The sequence below is a fragment of the Polaromonas sp. P1_G4 genome, assembly GCF_056405475.1.
In genome coordinates this window covers 1-11,864 of sequence record NZ_JBFUCA010000078.1, presented here as the reverse complement: position 1 = coordinate 11,864, position 11,864 = coordinate 1, and the positions used below count along the sequence as shown (strand labels likewise).

Here is an 11,864-nt window from a genome sequence, read left to right as displayed (position 1 = left end):
GCGCCTTCCCAGGACGCCGCAGCAAAGTAAGCGCGGGTGTTCAATGAGTTGCCGAAGCCTCCGTTGTCCGAAATATTTTTACCGTCGATCAACTGGAATGCGGCGTCAGTGCGGCTTCCTGCCCCCAATGCGTCACCGGTGGGAAGGCGAAATTGCGCACCGGCAGACCCGATGCTGCCGCCGGAAGTCTGGAAGCCGACGGCATCCAGCCCGCTAAAGAGGCCGGTACGTCCCGCGGCTGCGTTCAGGTCTACGGCGTCGTTGAGGTACCACTGTCCACCAACACCCCGGATGGGCGTGGCCGGCACCGATACCCGCCCGGTACCACGGGCGAGCCGGGTGCTGACGGTATTGATGTCGCCCGCGTTGTGGTTGGCAAACCAGCCGCCGTCCAGCGGCAGGGCGCGCTGGTCAATGCGCCAGGTGCTGCCGCTGTTTTGGGCCTGGTTGCCCGGCGCATTCGACTGCTGTTGGACCAGGTTGGCATTGATCGAGAGCGCGCCGTGGTTCGGTGTGTCCACGAAGCCGCCTATGCCCAACGCGCGGGAGGTGGTGTCGCCACCGCCACCGTTCTGCTTGAACAGGGAATAGTCAACACGCCAGCTTCGCGGCCAGCCAGCTTCGTTGTATTCGCTGGCCTTCAGCTGAAGTCCGCCGTCAGGGTCCGGCAGGCCCTCCATAACGCGGTCCACATAAGGCTGGCCCTCAGCGGGCGGAGCCGTTGCCTGGGCCAGGGCCGCAGCCGTTGCAAAACCGGTCCCAAGTCCTGCAAGGCCGATGCGCCACCACTTGAGTGGCAAGGAAGAAGGGATGATCGGCGTGTGCGCTCGTCGCTTCATGGGGCGAAGCGCTGCTCAATACTTTGTGTTTGGCCTTTGCCCCATTCGAGCTTGCCGCGCACCGTGACGGGATAGCGGATCTGCGCCGCGGTGTCCTGGTCTCCCGGGCGAGTGGCACTCAGTGGGATCGTGCGTGTCTCGCCGGGAAGTATGGGGGTGTTGGCTGGCGAAAATTCCAGTGAGGTATTGGATGCATCGGTGCCGTTCAGGAAGCCGGTGACACGGCCGTGGGCCGTGCCGCTGTTGCGGATCTGCAGGACGGGTGTGGGCTTGCCGTTCACGGTCTGGACGCCCGAGCCGGCGACGCTCAGCTCCGGTGTGGCGCCGCCGATGGTGACGTACACCACCACGCCGAGACGCGCGGAAAATGGGATGGGGGGGCCCGACTCCATGCGGGTAACCTGCTCCTGGCCTTCCAGCATGATGGCAAAGCGGCATTCACCAGGCTTTGCATCGGGGGGCACATTGACTTCAAAGCGAAACCGGTAAGGACGCCCACCCGCAACGGTGAGTTCGCGCCGCTCGATGGCCACCCATGGTCGGCAGCTGCCGGGCCCCAGTTCATCGTTAAAAGTGACGGAGTTGTCCATGCCAAGCCGCCAGTCCGCTGTCCTGATACTGAACGTTGAGGAAGCTGACGATGCGTTGGTGATTTCCATGATCTGGCGCAGACGCTCGCCGGGTTTGACTTCGAGTTCAAACCGGGGAGGCGACACTGCCAATGCAAATTCGCTTGCCATTGCGCCAGGCGCAATCAGGGCGAAGGCCAAGCCAACAAGGCCAGCCGCATACTGCCGCAGGGCAAGTAACCGGAGACGGATCATTGCGTATCTACCTCGAAATAAAACTGCAGGGCCTGGGAAGACGTCAGCGCGCGCCCATCTGTTCTGAGAATCAGCTCAACGGTTTCTTCCAGGGTAGCCRCACTGACGACACCGTCGAAGATCAGGGTGCGGCCGCCAGATCGCAGTGAGCCAGGCAGCAAACGCCCCTGGGTTCTCCAGGTAACAAAGATGGGCTCGCCCGGGACCGGGGCGAGCCCCATGTAGAGCCTGACCGGCTGGGTCAACCAGCGCGAGAGGTTCAGGCGAAGCGCAACCCGCAGGCTGGCTTCCACCGAGTTGTCGGCCCCGCGGCCAGGAACCAGCTGCCGCCAGCGCATGGGGACGACGCTCTGGGTCGCGACGGTGCCGGTGTCATCCACGCGGGTCGTGGTGGCGGCTGCGTGTTGTGCAGTCAGCACGTTGGCAAGCAGCAGGAGGGCGGCAAATCCGATGAGGTGTGACAGGCTGACCGGTCTTTTCATCATCATGGGGAGGTCAGGGTGTAGCTGACGCGGCCGGTAAAGGTGCCCGAACCCACCAGTTGGGTATTGGCGTAGTTGAACTGCAGACAGCTTTCAAACCAGGTGTTGCGTGTAACGCTGAGCAGCGTTTGTGATGCACCGCCTACAAACGTTCCGCTGGGGATGGTGGGAGTCGGGTCTTGTGCGCCGCCGGAAACCCAGGAGATGGTATTGAACGGAATGGTGTCGCCCGTGGCATTGACCAGAGAGGCCGGTGCGGTGGCGGTGAGTGTGGCGTTGGCGCCGGTGCCCGGTGTGCGGTAAAAGCCGCCGACGTAAACCTGCGCGGGCACCGTGCAAAAGGCAAAGCTGTCATAAGGGCTGGCCGTAACGGTGCTGTCGGTTGTCATGGCGCTGGTGCCGGCTCCGATGTTGGCCGCTGGAATGGTGACTGAAACGCGATTGATGGTGGAATTGTTGCYGGGCGTACCTCCGGAGCTGAAATTGCCGCCGGTCATGGTTCCGGCGCCTACCTGCAAAAACAATGACTTGGTGCCTGCTGTGATGGTGACAACAAAGGCCTGGGCGCCCGCGCAGGCCAGAGCGCCGGCCCCCAATGCGGCGACGCGCAGCACTTGCAACACACTGCTGCGAGTGGGCACGAGGAACAGGGGTTGGGTGCGCATAAGTACCACTTTACGCTAACTCAGAAATATCAACAAAAATAAAAATGGCCCCGACAAGCGGGGCCACTTAAGGATTTATGTAATCAGAGTTGTGTAGCGGTGTAGGTAACGCGGCCATTTTTTGCGATGGTGCCGCCGTAGGTGCCCGCTGCTGGCAAGGTCGCGTTGAGGTAGGTATAGGTCCACTTGCCTTCGACGCGGACCAGCTTGTTGGTAGCGGTCAGCGTCGTTGCGGTACCAGCACCGCCGCCTGCGCCCAGGTTGAACGCTGGGTGGGTGATGGCGGCATTGGTAAAGCCGGCGGTGGTGGCGCCCAGTGCTGCGCCGGCCACGTTGATCTGGCTCCAGGGAATCACTTCACCGGCGGTGCCGGTCGTCAACGGGCCGGTGGTGGCGGAGTTGAGGCTGATGTTGCCGCCGTTGCCATACACGCGCACTGTCACTGCACCTGCGGTCAGGTCACCGCCCACGCCAGCAATCACGGTGCTGTCGCCGACGTTCGCGCCTGGGACCGTGAAGGTAACGCTGTCAATCGTGCCATCGGTTGCCGTATTGCCGGAGCTGGTGCCGACACGCAGGAACAGCACTTGTGGAATGACGATGGTCATGTCCACGCGAGCGTTCGCGGTCGAACCGACGATGGCAGGGTTGGTGAATGTGGATTCGGCGTGGGCGGTAGCGCTCAGCAAGCCGGTTAAGCCCAGGGTGCTGACAAGAAGGAGTTTTTTCATGATGTTTCCTAAGGATTAAGGTTGAAGTTCAGAGCTGYGTGGCGGTGTAAGTAACTCGTCCGTTTTTGGCGATGGTGCCGCCGTACGTGCCGGCTGCGGGTAAGGTTGCGTTGAGGTAGGTATAAGTCCACTTGCCTTCGACGCGGACAAGTCGGTTGGTGGCCGTCAATGTGGTGGCGGTACCAGCTCCGCCGCCTGCGCCCAGGTTGAATGCTGGGTGGGTAATGGCGGCATTGGTAAAGCCGGCGGTCGTGGCTCCCAGTGCGGCACCGACCACATTGATCTGGCTCCAGGGGATCACTTCACCGGCGGTGCCGGTCGTCAACGGGCCGGTGGTGTTTGAGTTGAGGCTGATGTTGCCGCCGTTGCCATAAACGCGCACCGTCACAGCACCTGCGGTGAGGTCGCCGCCCACACCGGCGATCACGGTGCTGTTACCCACACTGGCGCCTGGAACCGTAAAGGTCACGCTGTCGATCGTGCCATCGGTTGCCGTATTGCCAGAGCTGGTGCCGACACGCAGGAACAGCACCTGCGGAATGACAATGGAAAAGTCCAGCCGTGCAGTCGCTGTGGAACCCGTAATTGCGGGCGTGGTAAATGTGGACTCTGCATGCGCTGGCGCTGCCGCCAAACCGGCCAGGCCCAAGGCGCTTGCTAAAACAATTTTTTTCATCAAGGTCCTCTCTGCGGTAATAAGAAGGTGAATCGGGTGTTCAGGCTTTTTCTGAACGTGAATGGACTGTAACTAGGCGTTTCGAAAAAAGGTGGCTTTACATTCGTAACGCGGGCGACAAATGGTAAATACGTCACGCTTAAGTCATTGAAAACAATGGATTTATGCGAAATGGCGACAAGAAAGATGGGGTTTGGCTTGGATGTAACGAATGCCATAAGCCTTCTTCTGTGACATATTTCCCAGAGTGGTGTAACGAGTCAGAAACAAATGGCGTTTGTCTGCCAAGTGGTGCTTTTCTCTGTTCCTCTCTGGAACTACCGCGTCGCTTGAACTGGTCGAACACTCGTTGTATGAGAGGCAGAGCTGGTMAATGAAGGCTGTAGCACGCGCTATTCGAGCGAGGCCTCAAAGTCAAGGCGGGCTTCATGCAATCAGACGGCGATGGTGGTTGGATTGACTGGGCAAGTCGTATGCGCTTTAACCGGAAGAGGTCCACGCAAGGGACGTCGGTGGTGGTTGGTTGCCCGTGATAGATAGGCAGGTAGGCACGCCACTGGGATCGCGTGGTGCCCTTGTGTGGCGTGCATAGCAGCGCAGGCAGCTGATCGACTGCGCGCTCGCTGGCGGCGGCTTGCGACGGATTGCCGGCGGAATCGCCAGGCACACAGCACACCGGCGTTACGGTTGTGTGCCGGTCGAGGCGCGTTTGAGTGTGGTGCGGAGGCGCGGGCAGGTCGCGCCTCGTTTGCGCGAGATTTGCTATGCAGCCGTCACTGCATGCCGGTTGCCGACAAGGGCTTGAAGGTCCTGCTCGCGAGATGCAAGTGCGGCAGGATGGAAACCTGGTGTCGCCAGGCGGCGTGTGAGCCGCTGATTACCAGGAAATGGTCAATTCAACCGGGTCCCGGGAGTTCATGGGCTTGCCTGCCACCACAGCAAGGCGGCTACCTGCAGCGGAATCGGGCATGGCGTTCATGCGCTGGATCTGGCCGCTTTTGCTGGTCGATGCTGCGGCGATAGCCTGGATATCCACAGTGGATGGGCAGCTGATGCGCAGGGTGCCGGCCTGGCCGTCTGGCTGGCCGCGATGGGTGCAGCGATGATCTGCCGTGACAGCCTCACTGAAGCTGCGCAACATGATGGTGACACCAAAGGAGCCGGATGTTTGCGCCAGGGCTGCACCATGAATTCCCAGCAGGGACTGCGTGGCCAAGGCGGCGACAAAAGCAAATTTGATGATCTTCATGGTGCAACTCCTTAAAAATATCAGTTGTTGCAGTCATGCTATCGAATTTGATAATTTGAATCAATTGGTAAAAGTCACCTCATAACTGTTAATTAGTGACATTTCACACAAATTTGATTTATTAAATTAATTGATGAAATTGATGTTTTGTTGGGGTTTTCTTCAATATGGGGGTGCCAGCCTTATATGAGCCGCGACAAGGCTGTGGAATGCTGGCCTTATTGGGCATAAAAACAGCAAAGCGCTCGCTGCCGGCTGGCGGCAGGAGCTTGCTGACGGGTGCGCCAGGGATGCGCGTTAGTAGGTGACGGTGACCGTAACCCCGGTCTGGGTGGCAGTACAGGTGGCTGTAGAGCAGGTGCCTGCCTGGCCGGCTGCAATGGTGCCTGTCACCGTATAGGGCTGAGCCCGGCCATCGCCCGTTGCGCTTGCACCGCTGAGTGCCAGTGTGTAGTTGAGGCCCAGCAATGTGCCCGCTGCCGGTGATAGCGCCAGGGCATAACTGGTGCCGCGAGTGCAGTCGACCGTGAAGTTCATGGTACTGGTCTGGGGGGTGGGCGCAAAAGAGATGTAGTCCAGTGTCAGTGTGGAGGGCGAAATGGCGCCCGGGGCGGTATTGCCTGACGCCACCTGCCCCACAAAGCATTGGGCGATGATGCTCACGGTGGGTGTAAAGGTCGTGGTGGCAACGACGGGGCCGGCAGTGGCTAGCTGAAGGGTCGTGATAAAGGTTTCGTCATAAATGCCTGCCGTGTTTCCGGTTTGTCCTGCCACCACGCGGAAGTTGTAGGTCAGCGTGGTACTGGCACTTAGCGCAGCGCCGAAATTCAACGTTCCATTCACCCGCCCGGTGCCGGTGTTGATCCAGTCGGTCGTGGTCGCATTCTTGTAGATATTGACATCGAGCCGGTCGGCATTGATGGTGCCGCCGCCGTGACGGAAAACCCGGCGGGTAAGGCCCGTGCGGCTGCCGTAATCAATGCTGACCCAATAAGTGGTGCTGTTGGCGTCCGTCGACAGCCTGGTGCAGTTCACAGTGATGGTGCCGCTGGCATTGGCGGCGGCGGCCCCGTTGGTGTAATTGAGGTCTACGGATGTGGCTGCGAGTGTGCAGGTAATGGCTGCTTTGGCTTGCAGCGCGCAGGTGCACAGCAGGGCTGCCAGGGCTATGCGCAATGCGTAAGAGACACTCATCGATGGACTCCGTTAATCGCCCGGGCCTTCGTTGGCGGGACGACTCCTAACTGCTGATGGTAACGTTTTGTAGCAGTACTGTGCATGGTGCCGTATTGCGTCGTTCCCGTGGGTACTGGTGTCGAAAAATCGTGACAAAAATCACGCTGACGGAAAACAAGATGGATGTTAGTAAGTAATGGTCAGGGTCCGCGCCTGCGTGCTGGTGCACATGCCCGTTGCACAGGTGCCGGATTGGCCGCCTGGGATGGTTCCGTTGATCGTGAAATTCTGCGGGAAGCCGGTACCGGTCTGACCTGCTGGATTGCTCAAAGCCAGGGCGTAGTTGAGCGCGAGCAGGTTTCCTGCCGCCGCGTCCAGCGCCATGGTGTAGGTTTCGCCGATGGTGCAGCGCACGGCATAGGCCGTACTGGCCGTGGCCGCGGCGAGTTGAAAGGAGGCGTAGTTGAACTGGATATTGCCCGGCGGCGTGCTGAGCAGGCAGACGGACTGGTTGTTGATGCTCACGGGGAATGTGGGGAAGACATCCACGTTGCCGGGGCCGTTGTCATAGCGCAGGCGCATGGTCACGGTATCGGTGAAGAGTTTGGCGCTCTTGTTGAGCCCGGCCGCAATGCGGCTGTAGAAGACATGGGTGGCACTGGCTGTCAGGGCGCCGCCGAAGTTGATCGTTCCGGCGAAGTCAGTGGCCGTGGTTCCGCCCCATGCGCCGTTGCCTGGTGCCGTCCTGTAAAGCTCGTAAGCGATCCGGTTGGTCTGGCCGTTACCGTTGACCGCCTGGTTGGTGTTGCCTGTGGGGTTGAAACCGTTATCGGCCTGCAAGGTGTAGTCTGAGCTGGCTGAATCTGTGGGGCCGCGCGTGCAGTTGATCGTCACGGTCCACGCGCCGTCTGTGGGATTCGGGTCGTTCTCAAAGTACACCGTCTGCACAGGCGTCGCCGTGGCGTTGCAGATCAGCGCGGCCCAGGCCGGTGCCGCGCCCAGAAGAGTCAGGCAGGCCGCAGCGGCGAGGCGCCAGGGTTTGGTGTCAATCATCGTTTGACACCACTGCAGCGTACCGGGCCTACCCGGGCGATATCCTCAAGGTTGCCGGGCGGCAACTCCACCGCAAATGTGCAGGTAGCCCCGTTCCATTTCAGGCGCAGGCGATTCTGGGCCTGCAGGCCGGTGACAAAGGTCTCGCCGCGGCGAGCGGTAAAAAACTCTTTCTTGTCGCCGATCAGCTCAACCTCTGCACCCGAGGGCGCCGGCTCGCCATCGTCCAGCTCAATACGAATCAAGGCGCCCCGTCCTGAGCGGACGGGAAACGCGATCTTGACCGCCCCCCGAAGCGCCGGCACGGCTTCGAGCTCGATGGAGTCGAGTTCGGCGCTGATCGGCAGCTCGCTCGGATCCAGGCGTACGCTGTTGCGCTGGAACGGTAGCAGGCGCGGCAGCAGCGCGACGCCGTCTGAATTGGTTCGGGTCAGGGTACTGCCCTGGAAGCCCACGCCCACGTTGGCATAACCTGGCACCTCGACAATGGCAAAGCTTTCCTGCACGCGGCGAGTGGCGAAGACTTGGCCTTCGGCCGCCACCATGCCCCCGATCAGGCCCAGGCGCAGGTTTTGCTGGCTCTCCCCATTGCTGACGTCAGCCGAAAACAGGCCTTTGGTGCCCTGGTAATAAGCGCCGCCTTCCGCATAGCGGCCGTCCGCACGGGAGCCCAGCGCCGTTCGCCAGCCCCAGCCGGTTTCGGCACTCACTGCTCGGCTGGCGTTTACATATCCTTCGGTGCTTCCACTGCGGGTAGTGACACCTGCGGCGATGGTGACCCGATTCTCAAGCGGCACGATCAGGGTGGCGCCCACTGAAGTCCCCGAGCTGATGCCGCTGAGGCGGGTGGCGCTCAAAGTCAGGGCTGCGCGTTGACCGAGGCGCAGGGTGTAATTCACACTGAGTGTGTTGAGCTTTCCGAGGTCGTAGTTGTCAAAGCCAGCGTAACTCACGTTGAAGGCGCCGAAGTTGTCGCTGCTGTAGCTGTAACTGGCGGTGGTTTGCAGGCGGGGCGATGGCGTATCAATACCGATTTGCCGGTAGCCGCGCGATGCGCCTTCCGCGCTGAGCGACACGCCGTGCCGCAGTCCGCTGCGCTCGACCCCGACCATCCAGTTGGTGCCCTGGCCAGCCGCGTCGCTGCGGCTGGCCGAAAACGCCGTCTGTCCCAGCATCTGGAAGGGCAGCTCATAGCTGGCGCCGGCGCCGGCACGCATCAGAGACTTCGACCATTCGCCGTTGGCTTCAACCGTCAGGCTTTTGCTCAGGCCCTGGCGCCAGAGGCCTGAAACGAAGCGATCCCCATAGTCGGCGTTCTCAATCCCGAGGTCGCGGCGTACGGCCCCCAACTCAAAGCTCCAGTCGCTGAGGTTTTCTTCCAGCAGGTTGGCATTGCTGAAAAATGATTGGGTGACGACGGTTTCCCGGCCCARGATGTCACGTACCACCACTCGGGCTTCCCCGGCGCCGGTCAGTGCGGGAAAGTTGTCGATGCTGAAGGGGCCGGATGGGACCTTGGAAGTTTGCCGCAATGCGTCGTTGACATAGAGCTCAACGGTGCTGGGCGCCGCCGACAGGCCGGTCACGGTGGGAATCGGCTGGGTGACAAAGCCAGGTTGCAGCGAGAAGTTTTTGCTGAACTGTATGCCGCCGAAATACACCTGGCGTCCCGAAATTCCGGTGCGCGTACTGCTGTCACCCAGTCGCAGGGAGCTGTTGCTGTCCAGGAAGTTGCGCGTGTAAGTGGTTTCAAGCCTGCGCCATGAGGCCCTGAGTGTCGGGTCCTGGCTGATGAGGTTGCGTCCCACGTAGCTGCTGGTCAACAGCCCCATCTCCCCCGACACGCCGAATTCAGTCAAGGCGCCCAGGTCCTTCGCATCCGTGGTGCTGCCGGCTATGCGGCTGCGGGTGGTGATGTAATTGAGGTCGTAATTCGCAAATGCAGCGGGGATCGACGGCGACAGCGGGGGACGCATGGCGGATTCCTGCGTCAGGCGCACGGCGTTGAAGGCTGYCGGCGAAAACACCAGATCCACTGACTGGTCGGCGAAATTCAGCCGCGCTTCGAATCCCGGAATAGCAGACAGCGGAAACCACTTTTGGCCCTGGAAATCAACGTCCTGCGCGCTGGGCCGATGGTTCAGCCGCCACTCTTCAAAGGCATCTTCCGGCGCATACAGGATGCCGTTGCGCTCAAGCAGGGTCCAGACGCCGCCCTTGGTGCTGTTGATGAAGACTTCCAGCGGAAGGAGCCGGTCGCTGGATGACCGGGCCGCTGGCGGCGCATTAGAGGAGGCGGGTGTCTGGGCGTGTGCCAGCAGGCCGCAACAAAGGCCTGCAATGCCAATCGCTACGGGGTGTTTTCGTAAAGTCCACCAGCGCCTCATTGAAATCGGGTACCAAATCAAGGCAGCGTGATGCTGGTCGTCAGGCTTTGTCCGTCATCAAAGGTCACCACCAGTTGGGCGTCCCCTTTTGTAAGGGCCTGCTCTGCCTTAAGCCCGACCGTTTTACGGGCACCGGGCAGGATGTAACTGCCACCCTCAAACCGGGCCAGGACTTGTGTGCTACGCGTGACGGTCGCTTCCCGTATCTGGGCGTAAGCCGTACCGGTATTGCTGCATTGCAGGTTGAGGGTTTTGGCGTCCGCCAGCTGGTTAGTGCAACTAACCTGGCGTTTGGCCACAGGGGGCGTGATGAACACGGGCATGCTCAAGGCCAGCGCGATGGGAACCTGAATGCCAGTTGCGGGTACAGCTTCAGGAACTTCGCGAATGATCATGCGGTAGGTCAGCTGCCGGCTTGCATCTGCGGGCTTCAGCAGGGCAAGGCGTACCACTTGCCGGGCCTTGGGTGCCAGCTTGATGATGGGAGGGGCCAGGATCAGGTCTTCGGTCAGGACGAGTTCGTCAGTGCCGTCGGGTTTCTGGGTCCAGGTGTTGATGTCAGCCTGCAGCACGACTTCGGTATCGGCTTCGTTAGACAGCGTGACGGCGATGGCCCGATCGCGCGGGGTCATGTAAAGCCGCACCGGTGTCACCGAAAAAACGCCTGCCGTGGCAGCCGCCCAAGGCCCCAGCAGGCTTAGCAGGAAGGCGTAGGTAACAAGCTTGCTTCGGCGCTGTGAGACGTTCATCCTCAGAAGGATACCAGCATCTCTACCGATTTAGAGAGGTTACCGGCATGGGCAACGTGCAGTGCCGTCACGGTACCGCGGTCATCCTGAAGCCGCAAACGGGCCTGTTTTTCAATCGCCGCGGCATCTGTGTCAAGGGCGTAACGCCGGCTTTCGATTTCCCAGCCGTCATCCGATTCTTCGTCGGCCGTGGCCACCTGGCGCTGGTCCTGGAGCCGGCAGGTATAGCGGGCGCCAGGGTCGTTGCGGGACAACTCATTGCGGCAGTAGTCGGGCAGCAGGGAGTCCCGCGTGGGCCGGTAACCGGGCATGAAGCGGGCATCCCCTAGGCTGCGGAYTTGCGAGATATTGACAAAGACATTCGAATTGCAGGTTACCTGCACCGAGGCACCGCTGCCGCCAGAGCCGGTGGCGCTGGTACAGGCGTTGCCATTGCCGGTGGTGTTTCCCGGGACGTTCAGCGTGATCTGGACCGACAACTGCCCCGCCGCCGCGCCCGCGAAGCAGGCAGCAGCGGCAAGCATCAGGAGAACACCGAAGGCGGCCTTGCGGATCATGACTGTCGACGTGGCTGACATCAAGCCCGGGGGGCGATCAGTAGGTGATCGTCAGGGTCTTGACTTTGTTGGTCGCAGCGGTATTGGTGCAAGTCGCCGTGGCGCAGGTACCAGCCTGGCCGGCGGCCATGGTGCCGTTGACCGTGAAGGCCTGGTCGGTGCCGTTGCCGGTGCCGGCAGCAGCGCTCAGTGCCAGGGTATAAGCCAGGTTGACGGCATCATCGGTCACGCCGGAGTTGCTCAGTGCCAGGGTGTAAGGCAGGGAGTTGGTGCAACGAACGTTGAAACCGCCGCCGGTGGAGGTAGCCGCCGTGGTCTGGAACGAGGTGTAGTTGAACACCACGTTGTTGATGACCGCGCCGGTGGCGGCGTTGGTGGAGTTGATCTCGCACTTCGAGGTCAGGTTGATCACCACGTTGAAGGTGCCGGCTGCGGTGGCAGCATAGGCGGGCAGGGTGGCGATAGCGGCAAGGCCG

At 61.1% G+C, this 11,864-nt stretch carries 13 protein-coding genes; all 13 read right to left on the bottom strand.

The features are described 5' to 3' along the window. A partial coding sequence (locus AC1D1X_RS06145) for a hypothetical protein (protein WP_477697980.1) occupies positions 1–839 on the bottom strand: 839 nt, incomplete at its 3' end. After that, on the bottom strand, positions 836–1,579 hold the full coding sequence (locus AC1D1X_RS06140) for a COG1470 family protein (RefSeq protein WP_477668635.1): 744 nt from the start codon (positions 1,577–1,579) through the stop codon (positions 836–838). The genes AC1D1X_RS06140 and AC1D1X_RS06145, both read right to left, overlap by 4 nt. An 80-nt stretch (positions 1,580–1,659) precedes the next feature. Beyond that, positions 1,660–2,148, bottom strand: a complete 489-nt coding sequence (locus AC1D1X_RS06135; RefSeq protein ID WP_477697979.1) for a hypothetical protein — start codon at positions 2,146–2,148, stop codon at positions 1,660–1,662. Then, positions 2,148–2,810 (bottom strand): hypothetical protein, encoded by a 663-nt coding sequence (locus tag AC1D1X_RS06130; protein WP_477697978.1) that lies wholly within the window; start codon positions 2,808–2,810, stop codon positions 2,148–2,150. The genes AC1D1X_RS06135 and AC1D1X_RS06130 overlap by 1 nt, the downstream gene beginning before the upstream one ends. An 83-nt stretch (positions 2,811–2,893) precedes the next feature. Continuing rightward, complete coding sequence (locus tag AC1D1X_RS06125) at positions 2,894–3,541, bottom strand: hypothetical protein (protein WP_477668632.1); 648 nt, start codon at positions 3,539–3,541, stop codon at positions 2,894–2,896. 28 nt (positions 3,542–3,569) lie between these two features. Further along, entirely contained in the window at positions 3,570–4,217 is a 648-nt protein-coding gene (locus tag AC1D1X_RS06120; RefSeq protein WP_477668631.1) for a hypothetical protein, read from the bottom strand. A gap of 877 nt (positions 4,218–5,094) precedes the next feature. Beyond that, positions 5,095–5,466, bottom strand: coding sequence for a hypothetical protein (locus AC1D1X_RS06115; protein WP_477668630.1), 372 nt, complete (start codon positions 5,464–5,466; stop codon positions 5,095–5,097). A 297-nt stretch (positions 5,467–5,763) separates the two neighbouring features. Beyond that, positions 5,764–6,660, bottom strand: a complete 897-nt coding sequence (locus tag AC1D1X_RS06110; protein ID WP_477668629.1) for a hypothetical protein — start codon at positions 6,658–6,660, stop codon at positions 5,764–5,766. Positions 6,661–6,828: 168 nt separating this feature from the next. Beyond that, entirely contained in the window at positions 6,829–7,695 is an 867-nt protein-coding gene (locus tag AC1D1X_RS06105; RefSeq protein WP_477668628.1) for a spore coat protein U domain-containing protein, read from the bottom strand. Next, a complete protein-coding gene (locus AC1D1X_RS06100; RefSeq protein WP_477697977.1) occupies positions 7,692–10,082 on the bottom strand; it encodes a fimbria/pilus outer membrane usher protein in 2,391 nt (796 codons plus the stop codon). Before AC1D1X_RS06100 ends, AC1D1X_RS06105 begins: the two co-directional genes overlap by 4 nt. A gap of 17 nt (positions 10,083–10,099) precedes the next feature. After that, positions 10,100–10,831: a fimbrial biogenesis chaperone gene (locus AC1D1X_RS06095; RefSeq protein ID WP_457281347.1), complete on the bottom strand. Its 732-nt coding sequence runs from the start codon at positions 10,829–10,831 to the stop codon at positions 10,100–10,102. Positions 10,832–10,833: 2 nt separating this feature from the next. Next, on the bottom strand, positions 10,834–11,409 hold the full coding sequence (locus AC1D1X_RS06090) for a hypothetical protein (RefSeq protein WP_477697976.1): 576 nt from the start codon (positions 11,407–11,409) through the stop codon (positions 10,834–10,836). A 16-nt stretch (positions 11,410–11,425) separates the two neighbouring features. Beyond that, positions 11,426–11,864 (bottom strand): Csu type fimbrial protein (locus AC1D1X_RS06085; protein ID WP_477697975.1); only part of this gene is annotated, 439 nt, incomplete at its 5' end.